This window comes from Domibacillus indicus, assembly GCF_023715895.1.
Lineage (GTDB): Bacteria > Bacillota > Bacilli > Bacillales > Domibacillaceae > Domibacillus > Domibacillus indicus_A.
On sequence record NZ_JAMBOO010000020.1, the window covers coordinates 43,912 to 61,385 of the forward strand.

General features: G+C 41.2%; 16 protein-coding genes and 1 pseudogene. 11 read left to right on the plus strand and 6 right to left on the minus strand.

Translation table 11 applies throughout. From position 1 onward, the window contains the following. Positions 1 to 120: 120 nt before the first annotated feature. From M3221_RS19655 to M3221_RS19665, 3 genes are read right to left on the minus strand one after another with little or no spacing between them, the layout of a single operon-like run. A complete protein-coding gene (locus tag M3221_RS19655) occupies positions 121 to 1,305 on the minus strand; it encodes an acetyl-CoA C-acetyltransferase (protein WP_251273402.1) in 1,185 nt (394 codons plus the stop codon). A 1-nt stretch (position 1,306) separates the two neighbouring features. Continuing rightward, complete coding sequence (locus M3221_RS19660; RefSeq protein WP_251273403.1) at positions 1,307 to 1,960, minus strand: CoA transferase subunit B; 654 nt, start codon at positions 1,958 to 1,960, stop codon at positions 1,307 to 1,309. 23 nt (positions 1,961 to 1,983) lie between these two features. Further along, complete coding sequence (locus M3221_RS19665; RefSeq protein ID WP_251273404.1) at positions 1,984 to 2,685, minus strand: CoA transferase subunit A; 702 nt, start codon at positions 2,683 to 2,685, stop codon at positions 1,984 to 1,986. 122 nt (positions 2,686 to 2,807) lie between these two features. Here M3221_RS19665 and M3221_RS19670 point away from each other — a divergent pair, with 122 nt between their 5' ends. From M3221_RS19670 to M3221_RS19680, 3 genes are all read left to right on the plus strand, one after another. Further along, complete coding sequence (locus M3221_RS19670; protein ID WP_251273405.1) at positions 2,808 to 3,689, plus strand: LysR family transcriptional regulator; 882 nt, start codon at positions 2,808 to 2,810, stop codon at positions 3,687 to 3,689. A 209-nt stretch (positions 3,690 to 3,898) separates the two neighbouring features. Then, complete coding sequence (locus M3221_RS19675) at positions 3,899 to 4,195, plus strand: hypothetical protein (RefSeq protein ID WP_251273406.1); 297 nt, start codon at positions 3,899 to 3,901, stop codon at positions 4,193 to 4,195. Between the two features lie 183 nt (positions 4,196 to 4,378). Next, positions 4,379 to 4,666: a hypothetical protein gene (locus tag M3221_RS19680; protein ID WP_251273407.1), complete on the plus strand. Its 288-nt coding sequence runs from the start codon at positions 4,379 to 4,381 to the stop codon at positions 4,664 to 4,666. Between the two features lie 641 nt (positions 4,667 to 5,307). Here the strand turns inward: M3221_RS19680 and M3221_RS19685 are convergent. Next, entirely contained in the window at positions 5,308 to 6,459 is a 1,152-nt protein-coding gene (locus M3221_RS19685) for an RNA-guided endonuclease InsQ/TnpB family protein (RefSeq protein WP_251273408.1), read from the minus strand. Positions 6,460 to 6,780: 321 nt separating this feature from the next. Here M3221_RS19685 and M3221_RS19690 point away from each other — a divergent pair, with 321 nt between their 5' ends. Together M3221_RS19690 and M3221_RS19695 are read left to right on the plus strand one after the other, a co-directional pair. Beyond that, positions 6,781 to 7,674: an RNA polymerase sigma factor gene (locus M3221_RS19690; RefSeq protein WP_251273409.1), complete on the plus strand. Its 894-nt coding sequence runs from the start codon at positions 6,781 to 6,783 to the stop codon at positions 7,672 to 7,674. 183 nt (positions 7,675 to 7,857) lie between these two features. Further along, positions 7,858 to 8,718, plus strand: coding sequence for a Cof-type HAD-IIB family hydrolase (locus M3221_RS19695; RefSeq protein ID WP_251273410.1), 861 nt, complete (start codon positions 7,858 to 7,860; stop codon positions 8,716 to 8,718). 87 nt (positions 8,719 to 8,805) lie between these two features. Here the strand turns inward: M3221_RS19695 and M3221_RS19700 are convergent. Then, positions 8,806 to 8,892: pseudogene (locus tag M3221_RS19700) on the minus strand (transposase); the annotation flags it as partial. Positions 8,893 to 9,138: 246 nt separating this feature from the next. Between M3221_RS19700 and M3221_RS19705 the strand changes: the two are divergent. The 6 genes from M3221_RS19705 (at position 9,139) to arfA (ending at position 16,047) form a co-directional block, all read left to right on the plus strand. Continuing rightward, positions 9,139 to 10,125 carry a LacI family DNA-binding transcriptional regulator gene (locus tag M3221_RS19705; protein ID WP_251273411.1) on the plus strand — a complete coding sequence of 329 codons (987 nt, stop codon included), beginning with the start codon at positions 9,139 to 9,141 and terminating at the stop codon, positions 10,123 to 10,125. Between the two features lie 286 nt (positions 10,126 to 10,411). Beyond that, entirely contained in the window at positions 10,412 to 11,755 is a 1,344-nt protein-coding gene (locus M3221_RS19710; protein ID WP_251273412.1) for an ABC transporter substrate-binding protein, read from the plus strand. Between the two features lie 71 nt (positions 11,756 to 11,826). Beyond that, positions 11,827 to 12,759: a carbohydrate ABC transporter permease gene (locus tag M3221_RS19715; protein ID WP_251273413.1), complete on the plus strand. Its 933-nt coding sequence runs from the start codon at positions 11,827 to 11,829 to the stop codon at positions 12,757 to 12,759. A 4-nt stretch (positions 12,760 to 12,763) separates the two neighbouring features. Continuing rightward, positions 12,764 to 13,600 carry a carbohydrate ABC transporter permease gene (locus M3221_RS19720; protein ID WP_251273414.1) on the plus strand — a complete coding sequence of 279 codons (837 nt, stop codon included), beginning with the start codon at positions 12,764 to 12,766 and terminating at the stop codon, positions 13,598 to 13,600. 205 nt (positions 13,601 to 13,805) lie between these two features. Then, the gene (locus tag M3221_RS19725) at positions 13,806 to 14,471 is read left to right on the plus strand and encodes a YesL family protein (protein ID WP_251273415.1); all 666 of its coding nucleotides are present in this window, start codon (positions 13,806 to 13,808) and stop codon (positions 14,469 to 14,471) included. A 61-nt stretch (positions 14,472 to 14,532) separates the two neighbouring features. Next, complete coding sequence (gene arfA / locus M3221_RS19730) at positions 14,533 to 16,047, plus strand: arabinosylfuranosidase ArfA (RefSeq protein WP_251273416.1); 1,515 nt, start codon at positions 14,533 to 14,535, stop codon at positions 16,045 to 16,047. A gap of 205 nt (positions 16,048 to 16,252) precedes the next feature. Here the strand turns inward: arfA and M3221_RS19735 are convergent, their stop codons facing one another. Beyond that, complete coding sequence (locus tag M3221_RS19735; protein WP_251273417.1) at positions 16,253 to 17,248, minus strand: hypothetical protein; 996 nt, start codon at positions 17,246 to 17,248, stop codon at positions 16,253 to 16,255. Positions 17,249 to 17,474: the final 226 nt, after the last annotated feature.

The following is a 17,474-nucleotide window of genomic DNA, read 5'->3' on the forward strand; positions in this document are numbered from 1 at the left end:
GAAAACGCAAAAAGCTCATGATGATCTTGTCATCATGAGCTTTTCTCTTGTTTCATTATTGGTCAATAGTGGTCCGGAATCGTCAATGTTTCTACAAGGATCCAGGTAATACCCTATATCTTAGACAGCCACTTCAATCATAATCGCATCACCCTGGCCGCTTCCCGAACAGATGGCTGCGATGCCAATCCCGCCGCCGCGACGTTTCAGTTCATATGCCAGAGTCAAAATAATCCGGGCTCCGCTCGCACCGATTGGATGCCCGAATGCAACGGCGCCGCCATTTACGTTTACCTTTTCGGGATTCACTCCAGCTATTTTATTGCTCGCGAGCGCTACAGCAGCAAATGCTTCATTGATTTCAAAAAGGTCGATATCTTCGACTGATTTGCCTGTTTTCTTTAATAGTTCATTAATCACCAGGCCGGGTGTCTGTGGAAACCTTTCAGCTTCAACCGCTACTTCTGCATGGGCAATGATCGTGGCCAAAACGTTTTTCCCTTCTTTTTCAGCACGTTCCTCACTCATTAAAACGAGTGCAGCCGCTCCATCGTTCACGCCCGGGGCATTTCCTGCAGTGATCGTGCCGTCTTTGCCAAAGGCAGGCCGCAGCTTGGCCAGAACGTCTTTTGTCGTGTCATGACGCGGCGCTTCGTCTGTATCAATGATGAGCGGATTTCCTTTTCGCTGGGGAACCTCAACCGCAACAATTTCTTCGGCGATCGTTCCATTTGCGATCGCAGCTACCGCCCGCTCATGGCTGCGTACGGCCCATGCATCCTGGTCTTCGCGGGATAACTCCAACTGGTCAGCTGTTGTGTTTCCATAGGTGCCCATGTGGACCCCGGTAAAGCTGCAAGAAAGACCGTCGTGAATCATCAAGTCGACCATAGGCGTATCGCCCATACGTGCACCAAACCGTGCTTTGAAAACGGCATAAGGCGCATTCGACATAGATTCCATGCCTCCAGCGAGGATGATTTCTTCCTCACCCAGGCGGATAATTTGGTCCCCAAGCGTTACACTGCGAAGACCTGAAGCACACACTTTATTGATCGTTTCCGTTTTCACACCCCAGGGAATTCCAGCTTCCCGTGCAGCCTGGCGGGAAGGGATCTGCCCTTGTCCAGCTTGTAAAACGTTACCGAAAATAACTTCATCGACGTCTTCCGGTTTTACGCCTGCCCGTCTCAAAGCTTCTTTCATCGCAATGCCGCCAAGTTCTGTCGCTTTCAAGGAAGAAAGAGAACCGCCAAATTTGCCTATAGGTGTCCGCGCACCGTCAATGATCACTGTTTTTGTCATCTTATTGCACCTCCGAAAGAGAAGAGGAAACGGTAAAGAATGCTTCTGTTTTCTCTTTCACCTCTTCTACTGTGATGCCGCTGGCTGTTTCTACAAGAATCATGCCATCGGGTGTAAAATCAAAAACGGCGAGGTCTGTAATAAGACGGTCTACCACTTTTTGGCCGGTAAGGGGGAGGGAGCATTCTTTCTTGATTTTTGATTCACCATGCTTATTCATATGCTCCATGATTACAACGACCCGTTTTGCGCCGTTGACAAGATCCATGGCACCCCCCATTCCTTTCACCATTTTGCCTGGAATCATCCAGTTGGCCAGGTCACCATTTTGGGACACTTCCATTCCGCCGAGAATGGCAAGATCAATATGACCTCCGCGAATCATGGCAAAGGATTCAGCACTGTCAAAAAAAGAGGAGCCTGGAACAGTCGTAATGGTTTCTTTTCCTGCATTGATCAAGTCCGCGTCTTCCTCGCCTGCAAGCGGGTAAGGGCCAATGCCAAGCAATCCGTTTTCCGACTGCAGTAGTACGTGAGTATTGTCCGGTATTTCGTTGGCAACCAGGGTCGGCATGCCAATGCCCAGGTTGACGTTCATACCGTCTTTTATTTCCTGTACCGCTCTTTTTACAATAGCTGAACGTGTATCTTTCATTTTTATTCACTCCTTTTCTTCAGTTATGCGTGTACAACCGTCCGCCGCTCAATTCGTTTTTCGTAGCCTGTGCCGAGGAGGAGGCGCTGGACGTAAATGCCCGGCGTATGAATTTCATCAGGATCCAGCTCACCGGCCTCCACAATTTCCTCCACTTCAGCGATGGTAATTTTCCCAGCCATCGCAGCCAGGGGGTTGAAATTGCGGGACGTTTTCCGATAAACAAGGTTGCCCAGTGTATCTGCTTTCCAGGCTTTTACAAGTGCGAAGTCTCCGACAATGCCCCGTTCCAGCAGATAAGTTTTCCCGTCAAATTCCTTCGTTTCTTTGCCTTCGGCGACCGGTGTTCCAATGCCTGTGGCTGTATAAAATCCAGGAATGCCGGCTCCGCCTGCTCTCATCCGCTCTGCAAGTGTTCCTTGCGGCGTAAGCTCTACTGCCAGTTCGCCGCTTAAATACTGCTGTTCAAAGATTTTATTTTCACCTACATAAGAAGAAACCATTTTATTAATCTGCCTGTTTGCCAGAAGAAGACCCAGCCCCCAGTCATCCACACCGCAATTGTTGCTGACAACGGTTAAGTTCTTTGTGCCTTGTTCTTTTAAAGCTTGAATGGAGCATTCGGGAATCCCGCATAATCCGAAGCCGCCGACAATTAATGTGGAGCCGTCCTGAATATCTGAAACCGCTTTCGAAAAAGAAGTGAATAGCTTGCTGGACTTCATGGTTTTTGCCTCCTTTAATGTGAATATTCTGTTACTTAATAATGTACAGGAGAAACATTTATAAGTAAAATACATAAAAAGAATAAATAATATGAATATAACGAATAAATGAGGGGATATGAATGGAATTACATGATTTGAAATTATTTATGGAAGTGGCGGATCATCAGAGCTTTACCAAGGCAGCCGCTCATTCCTATCTTTCACAGCCTTCCTTCAGCAAAGCGGTCAAAAAAATAGAAGAAGAACTGAATATAGAGCTGTTTGACCGTTCTACCCGCCATGTGCGGCTCACTGATGCCGGCCGGATTGTGTATGAACAGGCACAAAAAGCAGCCGCTTCCTTAGCTGAAATCCCTGTGTTACTGGATGACTTAATGAACGTGATAACCGGTGAGATTAAAATTGGTATTCCGCCGCTAATTGGCACCTTGTTTTTTCCTGGTATTGCCCGAAGAATTCAGGAAAAGTATCCTAATGTATCGCTCCAGTTGACGGAACGCGGTGCAAAGCTGATTGGCCAGCTTGTTGAAACCGGGCAGGTGGACCTCGGCATTGTTGTACTGCCAGCTGACACGTCGGCGTTCCATGTGTACCCATTTATTACGGATGAGTTTGTCCTGTACGTACATAAAAATCATCCTCTGGCCGGACGGAACGCTGTTCGTATCAGTGAATTAAAAGATGAACAGTTTATTCTTTTTTCAGAAGAGTTTACGCTGCATGACTATATTAAAAAGGTTTGTATCAATGCAGGGTTTACGCCGGAGGTTTCTTATCAGAGTTCACAGTGGGACTTAATCCTTGAGCTTGTTTCTTCCGAGTTTGGCATTACGCTGCTTCCGAAATCGATTTACCATAAGCAGAATAACCCCAACATTCATATTGTTCCTTTAAGCGGACCCGCTGTGCCTTGGAATCTTGGAATGATTACGAAAAAAGGGGCATACCATTCCTTTGCATTAAGAGAATTATTAAAAATCCTGAAGAAGGAAAAGAGTTAGTGAGTTTGATTAATATATATGTGCTGGATATATAACATATTAACTGCTTTGTTTGTTGAATATTTTTAATGAAAAAGGGAATAAAGCCAACATAATTGTATTCTTTTAATAAAAGACCAGGTGGAGGAATTCATTTAAAACGGATTATGTAAGATAAGTAGACTCGCCCACTCATTTTCATTTATTACCTTTAGGAGGGGAAGAATAAAATGGCAGAAAGAACACCACTAGCTGCAGTTAAAGAATTTTATGGTGACAAATTTAAAATTACGGAACTTTGGAATTCGGGGGAAGATGAATCTAAGGAAGGGGACTACACCTATCTTCTAGTGGATCAAACTGAAGAAGTTCACCTTGTAACGGTTCTTAAATTATCGGATGATAACTATAAACTCGAGAAAGAACAAACCAGAAAATACTCAAAGGCAGACGTTTTCGAATCAATGGTAGGACTGGTTAAAACGATAAGAAACGGACTTAATACATCAGAGAAATATGCAATCTAGAATTTTTCCAAACATAAATACCCCATCCATTAAAGTGGATGGGGTATTCGTATTGGGTTAATGAAAATAATTATTTTCGCAGCCACAATCCGTTTTTTGTGTCAAAAATCCTTAAGCAGCATAAAATGCCGATTAGAAAGCCAGGATGCAATACATTTCATGAAATGAAAAAGAAGGGGGGAAATGATTATAAAAACTAAAAAATGTTCGTGGCTGAGTTATACAGCATTCATTCTAGTTATATTATTAGCTGCTTTGTCAGTCGTATATGCTTTTGTTCCAGCACCCTTTGATCTGACATTGCTTTTTTATATAGGCATCTCAATAGTCATTGTCTTAAGCTTGATCGCCTTGCGTAAAAAACATGAGAAGAAGATTCTCGCTGTTTGCAACCTCATTTTAGCTTTTCTTGTGCTTGGTTTAAAAGGTTTTTTCTCTTTAATAGATCATATTTCGTATTTTGTGTTGTAATGAATATAGCAGTTCGAAGAATATTGTAAGCGATTTAAAACTAGTGAATACACAACCAAAAACAAGCTGTCATCTTAGAAAATTAAAGGGAGATAGATATAGAAGCAAGACGATGAACATGTATGCAAGGGTGTTGGAGCCGAGTCGCTTTTCTATTTCTACGCAGCTGCCTGCACTGCCATGAAGCTTTATTGCCTACAAAAGCCTTCCATATGCATCTGAACTCAGCACGGAACCCCTTAGCCAAATTAGGAATTTGCAAAATAAATAAAATTTAAAAAATAGAGCAGGGTTACCTTTTTCATAGGCTGCCCTGCTCTATTTTTTTATGAAAGAGAAATAGCTCGGTTTTGTTGAATTACTAAAATTTGTATCTTGCAAAATGCTTGTTTGCAAATAAGATCTGTTACTAGCAGGAGTTTGGCTCTTACATAATGAAAGTACGCGTGAACCTCTCCAACTAATTGCTGCACAATTTGAGGGAGCATCTCTGTCAGAGAAATAAAAAACATGCTCTGACTTCATTGATTTTCCTGCTTCACCGATGTCTGCCCTGTTCTTCCGAACAGGGTCTTACATCATCTCCACAGGCGTTGTTTTATACTGTTCGGACGGGACCTCGACCTACAGTTGTAAAGGGATTATATTGCCGGAAGGAGTCCTATCTGGACCAGGCGGGCTTTTTCAATGTTTAAAGCAGCATTATGATCGCGGTCCAGCACAATACCGCAATCCGGACAGGCATGTGTTCGGACGGAAAGGGATTTTTTTACCCTTTTTCTACAGCCCGAACAGTTCTGGGTGGTGAAATACGGCTTCACTTTGATCAGCTGGCCGCCATTGCGCTCGCATTTATATACCAAAAACTGGCGGAATATTCCCCAACCTGCATCATGAATTGACTTGGACACCTTCCGGTTTTTCACCAGATTACGGATGTTCAGATCTTCTACACAAATGACGCTGTAGGTACTTGCCAGGCGAAACGCTGTTTTATGCAGGAAATCCTTTCGCTGGTTCGCCACCTTGGCATGAAGCTTCTGCAGCCTGGCCACTTGCTTTTGCCAGTTTGAAGAGCCTTTTTTCTTTCTCGAAAGTTTCTTCTGGGCACGCTTGAGCTTTTTCTCTTCCTTGCGGAGAAAGCCCGGGTGTAGAATTTCTTCGCCGTTCGACAGAACGGCGAATTTCTTGATGCCGACATCAATACCGGCTGTTTTAGAGGCTTGATGGACAGCCTGCGGCGGGTCTGCCTGTCTTTCGACACAGAAAATAGCAAACCAGCGCCCATTCTGGTGCTTAATGATCACCTGTTTGACTTTGCCATCCAGTTTCCGATGGAGGCGGATATCTATTAAGCCCAGTTTAGAAATAAGGAGCTTTCCTCCTTTTCCGAAAGAAATGGCCCGCCTGACGGTATGAATTTTTCCTTTTTTATCTTTTTGTTTACTTATGCCAAACTGTGTGAATGTAATCGAATGGTAGTCTTTATGTTTTTTCACCTTAGGGTAACGGGCTTCTTTTTTGAAGAATTGATCAAACGCTTTTCCCAGCCTGTCCAGCGTTTCCTGAAGGGGCTGGGAAGGCACTTTTTTAAGATATGGATGGTGTTTTTTGGACAGGGTTAACAGGGCACTGAGGTCAGATTTAGTCAGGTTTTTCTTGTTTTTTTGGTAGGCTCTTTGTTTATCAAGAAGAGTCGAATTATACTGTTGGCGGCAGAGGTTGACCCATGAGTGAAGCGTGCTTTTTTGTTCTTCATTCGGAAAAATTTCGAAGCGGTAATTCAGCATCATCTCGATTCACCCCCAGTATTTAACAAATATAGTATACCAGAAAAAGAACGTATGTTTCAACTACTAAGCAGCAAACACAAAAAAGGCGGCCATTCATCTCCCACTAATTGCGGAGCAATTTGAAGGAGTCTTCTGGCCGGTAAAGGCGATAAATAAGTTGAATGAAGGAACACATGTGCTATAATAGAACTAACGTTTCTATTTTTATTTGTTGACTATCTATTTTAAATAACCGCATTAAAGGAAATACTCATAGATGTTAACGATGACACCTTTGCTTTTCATGTAAAGGGGTTACGTTTTTACGCGAGGTGATTAGTGATGGGTAAACCAAAGATCTGGACAGAAGAAGAGGATCAATTTTTAAAAGAAAATCTTTGCAAAATGACGCTTGAAGCCATTGGACAGTGTTTAGGCGGACGCAGTAAAGAGTCTGTGAATAAGCGGGTCATGAGGTTAAAGCTTCGCACCGGGGAAACGCGCCAGCGAAAGCCGTGGTGTGCTGAAGAAGACTCATTTCTTATAAAAAATCTAAACAATATGAAGAACGTGGAAATTGCTGAGCAGCTTGGCAGGCCTGTAAACTCTGTTTCTACTCGTCTTAAAGTTCTGAAGCTGCAAAGAGAGAATCCGCTGCGCAGATGGACGGCAGAGGAAGATGATTACATGATCGAGCGGTATGGGAAACAGCCCATTTCGTTTATTGCCAAAAAACTGAAAAGAACAACGGGAGCGGTGGAAGGAAGATTGAACCGCCTTGGTATTTACGGTGGCAGGTCTAATAATGGTGATCTCACAACGTATCATTTGGCTGAAGCGCTCAAAGTGGACATTCATACTGTTTACAATTGGATTCAGAAATATGGCATGCCTTGCTACCAGGCAACTGTTAAAACACGTGTGTTTACGATGATCGAAGTGAGGGAGTTTTGGAAATGGGCGGAAGAAAACAAAGAGCGGATCAACTGGTGCCGCGTTTCTAAAAATACCTTGGTTCCTGAGCCGGAATGGGTCCAGCAGCAAAGGCACTACGACTTCATTCATCGCCCTCAAAAAGAAAACCACAGCTGGACTGCTGAAGAAGACGCAAAGATTTGGCACATGTATTATTCGCAAAGGTATACACAAAAACAAATTGGAGAAATCATGGGCCGCTCTGCAAGGAGTATTCAGAGCCGTTTGGATCGATTGAGAAGGACGAAAAAAGCGAGCTAGTCGAAAGGAAGGCAGGTATAGACCTTGTGGGATATTTTGGGCTTTTCATTTGATTAAGCCTCTTGAATATAAAAACTGAAAAAAATCGCCTGGAAAGCTCTGAATTTTTAGAACAGGAATGAAATAAAGGTTTATACTGAGAAGGCAGTATTACATTTAATTTTAGTATAAGAGGTGAAGAATATGAGACTTATTGCTATTGATTTGGATGGCACTTTGCTATCCCCGGAAATGGAGATTACGAAAGAAAATATTGAGGCACTGAGAAAAGCACAGAGCCAGGGGAATATTGTAATGATCTGCTCCGGCCGCGCACCAGAAGATATTCAACAAATCCTTAAAAAATACGAGATTTCATGCCCGTTGGCAGGAAGCAACGGAACGGTTGTTCAAGTCAATGAAAGTGTTTTGGAAAGTATTTCGCTGGACAGAAAAGATATTATAAAGATTGCAGAGAAGTTAGATGAGGATAAGGTTCCATATCGGGTCTATACCAACCATGGGATTTATGTACCTGCAGACTGGTCGGAACGAGTAGCGTTTGCTGTGAAGAAGGATAGGATTGAAATCGAAGGTCTCCCGGATGAAGTTTATCAAAGGATTACTGAACAACCACAGAAGTCTAGTCTTATTAAATATTTTAATAAGTATAGTGAATTGTTTAATGAGGAAGATTTAACAGTTCAAAAATTCTTTGTGCTGACTTTAAATAGCACCACTAAAACAGCGTTAAGTGCTTATCTAGGGGGGATTTCCAGCATTGTCATCACCTCCTCAGGCCCTTTGAATATCGAAGTAATGGACCAAAACGGAAACAAAGGAAATGCTCTGAAAAGAGTGGCTGAATATTATGGTATTCCTCTCGATAATACCGTGGCCATTGGAGATAACTTTAACGATGTCCCAATGCTTGAATTGGCCGGTCTCTCAATTGCAATGGGAAACGCAAATCCTCTAGTAAAAGAGATGTGTGATAGGGTTACTCATTCAAACGATAAAAACGGTGTGGCCCATGCAATAGATCGATACATATTGAGTGAGTAAAAATCTCTGATCAGCTAACATTGAATAAAATGAGCGCCGCATTCTTCTTCAAAATCTTGAATTTAGTGGGGGGAGGCGCTAAGGTCTTTATTCTCCCTGTTCTTCTATATATTTTTTTATCACATCGATTGTTGCTCCACCTGTCGTTAAAATTATATAGCTTCGGCTCCAAAAATAGCACTTCTAGTAAAACGGAAACAGTTCCAGGAGACTCCAATGGATCAGAACAAAACGAGGTAAAGGAGTTTATTGAATTCATTCAGGCAGGAAAGGGGTTTAAAGCAAACATGGCGGGCAATTCGCATCCGTGTTTGCTTTTGTAAACCCGGAACAAACAATTTGACCGTTCAAAGGAAGTATAATACAGTATTATCAATCTTTATTGCATTTGGAGTAAGACAGCCGGAGGAGGTATAAAACATGCGCGTTACGATTAAAGATATTGCAGCCGTTTGCGGCGTTTCTGCCGGTACTGTGGATAGAGCGCTTAATAACCGGACAGGCATTAGTGAAAAAACAAGAAACAAAGTATTGAAGGCAGCGAAAGAAATGAATTATCAGCCAGATTTTACTGCTAGAAGCCTTGTTATGGGCAGGACGATGACACTTGGCGTTGTATTATTTGATTTATACAATCGCTCATTCGCCCAGCTGATGAATGCCATTGAACAGAAATCAAGGGAACTTGGTTATTTTGTTTATATTACACTCACGGATAAAGATCCCGAAAATGAGCGGACGTGCATTGAATATTTAATCAACCGTAAAGTGGACGGAATCATTTTATTCACAGTGAATCAAGGGGAAGAGTTTGACGATTATTTAAGCAGGTTTCACACACCGATTGTGACCATTTTTAATTTTATATCAAATAATTGGGAATATATTGGGATTCGTGAGCGGCTAGCGATGAAAGAAGCGGTCAACTACATTGCATCAAAAGATTATAAACGTTTTGTTTATGTAAGTCCTCCACTTGCATATGCGGGCAAAACCAACATTTACACACAGGAAGAGCGATTCATTGGATTTTTAGAAGGAATTAAATTGAATAACGCCCCCGAACCCCTCGTATTAAAAGACTCAGATTATTTAAACAAGCTGCAAGCCTACGCGTTTGATCCAGCTGAAAAAACAGCTATTGTCTGCTCTACAGATTTGTATGCGCTGGAAGTGATGAATTTGTTAAAAGAAAGAAGTATTGCAATTCCAGAACAGGCAGGGGTTATGGGGTTTGATGATATTGATATGCTAAAGTACATTTCACCGCGCCTAACGACGGTCAAATTTCCAATTGTACAAATTGGTGAAAAAGCGGTTGAAAGTATTGTGAATAAAATAGAGAAAGGTGCCTATATATCTATACCACTTTTAGATCACGAGATTATTAGAGGAGAATCTATATAATTTAATTGAATATTTTGAAAAAATGGTTGATCATATAATTCAGGGGTGATAAAATTCAATTTATCAACATTGTTGCTAAGCTTAATGTAAGCGCTATCTTAGGGATCTTTCTTATGTACAATCGTGTACGTACACGATTGTAAGATTATCTATTGGAGTTTTCGTGTACGTACACGAATAGCAAGATTATTTTACTGAGTTTTCCGTGTACGTACACGGAGAAGGGTTAGCGACAGTGTTGATAAATGTTTTGCTTTCAATTTAATTAAGCAAAGGGGAGAAGGGAATGAAAAAAAGCAGCTTGTACGTCATGCTCTTTAGTATGTTGTTTGTCATTCTGGCAGCATGTGGAAAAGGCGGCGGAGGCGGTGGCTCAGAAAATGCTGAGGGAGCGGACAAGACAGCAGTAATTGGCAGTGATGCAAAAGATGCGACTGAGTTAAAGTTTTGGACTTTCCAAGAAGTTCACATCAAATTTTATGAAGATGCCGTAAAAAGATGGAACAAGGAATTCCCGGATCGCCCGATTAAGTTGAAGGCAGAAGCGTATCCGTATGACAATATGCATAATAACTTGCTTTTAGCTTTGCAGTCAGGTACAGGAGCGCCAGATATTGTTGATATAGAGCTAGGGCGCTTTCCGAACTATTTAAAAGGTGAACCACAGCTTCTTCCAATGAATGAATATGTAGAGCCTGTTCGTGATAAATTCATTGAATCCCGATTTGATATTTATTCAAAAGACGGAAAAAACTATGGTCTGCCAACTCATGTAGGAGCGACAGTAGCATACTACAATAAAGAAATCATGGATAAAGCCGGCGTTGATATTGATTCAATTATCACTTGGGAAGATTACGTAGCAGCAGGAAAAAAAGTTGCCGAAAATACCGACGCAAAAATGGTAGCTTTTGAAAGTGCAGACTGGTGGTCTTACTGGCCTCTTATTAAACAACAAGGCTCCGACTTTTTTGATGAAAATGGTAAAGCAACAATCGCAAGTGAAACAAATATAAAGACATTAGAAGCAATGCAAAAATTAATTTATGAAGATAAAAGTGCTGAGCTTGCTCCGGGAGGAGAGTATCATGCAGAAGAGTTTTACGGTTACATGAATGGCGGTGGAGCTGCTTCTATCTTAATGCCGATGTGGTATATGAGCCGTTTTACAGATTATATGCCTGATTTAAAAGGTAAAATGGTCATTCGCCCAATGCCGAAATGGACAGAAGATGGTAATCGTTCTGCAGGTGCAGGCGGCACAGGTACTGCTGTAACCAATCAAACAAAACATCCTGAATTAGCAAAAGAGTTTTTGGCTTATGCAAAGTTATCTGAAGAAGGAAATATTGCTTTGTGGAAGGTTTTGGGATTTGATCCGCCGATGTGGACAGTTTGGGACAAGCCGGAAATCCGTGAAGACAATAAATACTATGAATATTTTGGAGATGATATTTTCGATACGCTTCTCAGTGTAAAAGATGAAATCGACTCTATTAACATGAACGAAAAAATTCCTGATGCCCAGGAGCAATTGTTCACAAACGTATTTAACAACGTTCTTCGTTCTCAGTCTCAAACTGCCGAGGAAGCACTTAAACAAGCTGAAGAAGCGGTTGAAAGTAAATAAAATAAGGCAAAAAGGGAAGGCGGCATGCCTTCCTTCTTATCTAAAATGATGAATACAGAAAGGAGTAAATTATGATTGAACGGGCTGTAGTGAAGCAAGACGTCGGTAAACCGAAGAGGTCGATAAAAGGTTTCTTTTTATCAAAACAAGTTGTTCCATACGTGTTTGTAGCCCCTTTTGTTCTTTCGTTTTTATTGCTTTTCCTTTATCCGCTTATCAGTGGTGTCATTCTCAGTTTCCAGTCTGTTCTTCCTGGACAAACAACCTTTATTGGTTTAAGCAATTATGAAAGAATTTTCAACCCTACTTTTTTTAAAGCACTTTCTAATACAACTATATATGTTGTGTTAACAACGTCGATCTTGACCATTATTCCAATTATTTTAGCTGTATTGTTAAATTCAAAATTCACTCGTTTTGCTGATTTGTTTAGAGCGGCTATCTTTATTCCGGCTTTAACATCGACAATTGTGGCTGGTGTTATTTTTAGGCTTATGTTTGGTGAATCAGAAGATAGTCTGGCAAACACTGTGATTGCGTTTTTTGGAATGGATCCGGTGGATTGGAAATTTGGAGCTGTATCAGGGATGTTCTTGATGGTTCTTTTATGCTCATGGAAATGGATGGGAGTTAATATTCTTTACTTTATGGCGGGTTTGGCAAATGTGCCAAAGGAATTATATGAAGCAGCAGATATGGATGGTGCTGGTGTGTATCATAAATTTCGCCATATTACTTTGCCGCTCTTAAAGCCGATCACTATTTATGTCATCACTATTTCTATTATTCACGGATTTCGGATGTACGAAGAATCCTATGTTTTCTGGCAGGATAGCTCACCGGGGAACATTGGGTTAACAATCGTTGGTTATATTTATCAGCAAGGCTTCCGAATGAACGATATGGGGTTTGGTGCCGCGATTGGTGTGGTTTTAATGCTGATTATCTTCATTATTAGCATTATTCAGCTTGTAGCATTTGGTACTTTTAAGAAAGGAGAATAAACAGATGAATTCTAAAGAAAAACTTTGGACCATCGGGGTAACCTCCCTCATTGCTATTATAGCAATTTTAGCTGTTTTTCCTTTATTTTCTCTTTTAATTTCTTCATTAAGACCGTCATCGGATTTAATGAGAAGCGGGATTACCCTATCAATCCCGTTTGAGAAGCTAAACCTGAATAACTATACGTATATATTTTCAGAAGCAGGAAACTACTGGGATTGGTATATAAACAGTTTAATCATTTCTGCATTCACGATTGTCCTCTGTTTGTTTTTTTCGTCTATGGTCGGTTATGCTCTCGCTGTTTATGAATTTAAAGGAAACCGCTTTATTTTCATTCTTGTATTGCTAATCTTGATGATTCCTTTTGAAATTCTCATGCTGCCGCTTTATCAATTTATGATTAAAATACAAATGGTTGATACCTATTTGGCAGTTATTTTGCCTATGATAGTGGCGCCTGTAGCCGTGTTCTTTTTTAGACAGTATGCGTCTGGTCTTCCAAAAGATTTAATGGAATCGGCGCGTATGGATGGGTGTACAGAATACGGAATCTTCTTTCGTATCATGGCACCACTGATGCTGCCATCTTTTGCCGCTATGGCTATTTTGCAAGGGCTTTCAAGCTGGAACAATTTCTTATGGCCGCTAGTTGTGCTCAGGTCTAACTCGATGTTTACACTTCCTGTTGGATTGGCGACGCTTTTGACGCCGTATGGAAACAATTACGATGTTTTGATTGCTGGATCTGTTATGACAGTTCTTCCGGTTATTATTTTGTTCCTATTCTTCCAGCGTTTCTTTATTGAAGGATTAACGGTAGGTGGAGTGAAAGGATAATGAAATTCTATTAACAAAGCTATTTTTTGAAGGACGGCCTTCTCTTTGAGAAAAAAGAAATTTGTACGAAGATGGCTCTAAACTTGTGCGTAAGGTATAAGTTTTTGCAAACATACAGCCAATCCGGCACGCTCTTTCTCATCAGGCGGACTTAAAAAATCCATATCAGAAAGAAGGAAAGTGGTAAAAGACAGGAGGATCAATAATGAAACCCAATGCATTTATGGAGAAGCTTGTAAACGTTTTTTCCTGGATGGCTAAGCTTGCTTATGTTCATTTTCTTTGGATGCTTTTTAGTGCTGCTGGCCTTATTATCTTCGGTTTTTTTCCGGCGACAGCAGCTTTAATGACGATCTGTAAAAGATGGCTTGATGGTGAAGAAAGTGTGCCAATATTCGGGGTATTTTGGGCTTCTTATCGTTCATCCTTTTTTACTTCTAACCAGGTAGGGCTTGTTTATATGGCAGCCGCACTCGTTTTATATGTAAACTTTTTAGTTATTCAAGAAAATGGAGCTGGCCTTCCCATAATTGCGGCATTTTATCTAGCTGTATTTTTCTTAGTTATTACAGGCACCCATCTACTGCCGCTCTATATAGCGGGGAAGGGATCGTTTCTTCATGTATGGAAAACAGCTTTCATTATGAGTATCGTGAACCTGCCTATTTCGATCGCGGTGCTTGTTAGCCAATCAGCAATTTACTATCTGCTTTTTTCTTATCCTTCCGCAGCGCTTTTCTTTCTTAGCAGTACACTGGCCATTGTTCAGCTTTGGCTTGTACAGCATTCATTCAATCGAGTGGAAAGAAAAGCAAAAGCATTACGAGCAAAAAAGTCTGCTCCAGCTGTCCAGGAAACATATACTGCGTGAATCCGGAAATTACGGATTCCCTTATTAAAAAACGTGTACGTACACGAAAAAGGAGAAAATAATGATGACACAAAAAGCGAAGATGACAATTGATAAAGAATTTGTAATTGGCCAAATCGATGAGCGTATTTATGGTTCATTTATTGAACATTTAGGGCGTGCTGTTTATGAAGGAATTTACGAGCCGGATCATCCTTCTGCTGATGAGCAAGGATTTCGCACAGATGTAATAGAGCTTGTGAAGGAGTTAAAGGTGCCGCTTGTCCGCTATCCGGGAGGCAATTTTGTCTCAGGCTATAATTGGGAAGATGGGGTGGGACCTGTCTCAGAACGCCCGCGTAAATTAGAGCTGGCGTGGCGTGCAACAGAGCCGAATGTAATTGGTACAAATGAGTTTATGGACTGGGCAAAAAAAATTAATGCTGAAGTGAACATGGCAGTTAACTTAGGTACGAGAGGCATTGATGCAGCCCGCAATCTTGTGGAATATTGTAATCATCCTTCCGGTTCATATTGGAGTGACATGCGAATCTCTCACGGCTATAAAGAACCCCACAATATTAAGACGTGGTGTCTCGGGAACGAAATGGATGGTCCGTGGCAAATCGGCCATAAAACAGCTCACGAATACGGACGCCTTGCTGCTGAAACAGCCAAAGCAATGAAATGGGTGGATCCTTCAATCGAGTTGGTTGCCTGTGGAAGTTCAAACCGGCATATGCCGACGTTTGCGGAATGGGAAGCAACAGTACTAGAGCATACGTATGATCACGTGGAATTTATCTCGCTGCATACGTATTATGGAAACAAGGATGAGGACTTAGCAAATTATTTAGCGCAATCAATGGATATGGATCAATTTATTTATTCCGTTATTTCCATTGCTGACTACATTAAAGCGAAAAAGCGCAGCAACAAAACAATTAATCTATCATTTGATGAGTGGAATGTTTGGTTCCATTCAAGAGAAGCTGATAAACAGCTTGAACCGTGGACAGTAGCCCCTCCGCAGCTTGAAGACATTTATACATTCGAAGACGCCTTGCTGGTCGGAAGTATGCTCATTTCTCTATTGCGCCGTGCAGACCGTGTAAAAATTGCCTGCCTTGCTCAGCTTGTCAATGTCATTGCACCGATTATGACTGAAAAAGGCGGGGAAGCCTGGAAACAGCCAATTTTCTATCCATACATGCATGCATCTGTATTTGGACGTGGAACAGCACTGCAAGCCATTGTGTCATCGCCAAAATATGACTGCAAAGATTTCACGGACGTTCCATACCTCGACACAATTTCTGTTTATAACGAGGATGATGAAACGCTGACCATATTTGCGGTAAATCGTCATCAGGAAGAATCGCTCAGCTTAAGCGGCGACGTAAGAAGTTTTGAAGGATATACAGTAAAAGAACATATTGTTCTAGAAAATAACGATATGAAAGCGACGAACCAGCATAATCATTCCAATGTAGTTCCTCATAATAATGGAGATGCAAAAGTAGATAACGGCCAATTATCCGCCCAACTGCCGAAATTATCCTGGAATGTTATTCGCCTCGCAAAAGCACAAAAATAAAAAATAAAAGCAGCTGAGTGCCAAAAGACGATGAGGAATGAATGATAAAATGTCCGAACGGGAAAGTCTGAGTAAAGCTATCCAATCTTTAGATATGGAATGAGAGTGAGTTTAAAAAGAAGCGCCACTAACAAACAGAGTTAGTGGCGCTTTAAGTATTCGAACATTCACAAAGAAGTTTGTATTTCCTATTCCAGGATGCCTGTTACGCGAAACGATAGTAAATCAGCAGGAATGTTGAAAGAACGAACAAAAAGTTAAGGAAAACAAAGATAAACTGATCCAGTTTTGTTTTATGCAATTTGATAGGCGGGTTGTAAAAAGATACACCTTCGATAATGAAAATAATCAAGATCACATGAATCATAAAATGGCCGATAATTTCTGTAAAGCCGAACAGCATCGTTGTCATAATGAAAATAACGGTAACAACGAGCCCAACAACTCGGTTTAAAATACCGACGACAAGCAGATAGCCGACAATGAATTCAATAAAAGCAGCCATAACGATAAACATAGCCGGATCAAATCCGAACGTTGGCACGTGGTGAGCTGAAACGATATCAAGTGTCATTGTCGGATACACCCATTTTTCAACCGCAACCCAGCATAAAGAAAGCCCAGTTCCCAAATACAAAAGAGGGAAGCCTTTTTCTTCAAATCGTGTTTTTCCGATAAGCAATACAGCAATAATAGCCAGATAAAAGCCATAATCAAGCATATGAAAAATGCCATTGTGTACAGTCACATAACTAAATAATCCTAACAGAATGACGGCACCCACTTTTGTGGCCGCATGGTGGGGGATGCAAAGAAAGATAATCGCAGCCCATACAAAAACGGCTGTGGCCGTTTGTTCAATATGAAACTCGGGAGCGAAAATTGTTCCGTTTATCACTTGTATGATTAAAGCAGCCGCAGTGCCATATTTCAGTAAATACCGTGAGTATTTTCGAAAGCCAGATAACGTCTCATCCCATTTTTGAATAATCGTCCAATTTGTTGTTTTAGGAATCACAAGGGTTAATAAGCCAAGCAATACAGCAACTACAATTGCCAAGGTTAAAAAGAAGGGAGACAAAATATGCTCAATCGTTTCTTTTTGCGGCTCTAATGTTGTGAACCATTTCACATGAGCTTCTGTAAAAAGAGGCGTCATGGCGACAGCAGCTGCGAGCAAGAAAGCAATTATTTTTTTCATTGGAACATTCTCCTCGTATCTATAGTGAATATATAGTTAATATACAACAGAACAGCCTATTGGCAATATATCAATCGTGACATTTATGTGAATTGATTCACAATGTGGCTTTGAATTTTTTAATCGAGGGAAAACAATTTGGATTGCTTCGCCGACAGGCCCGCGACTGTTGTTAACATTAAAAAATAAGTGATCCAAAAACATTTAATCCAGCAGAATGAACAAA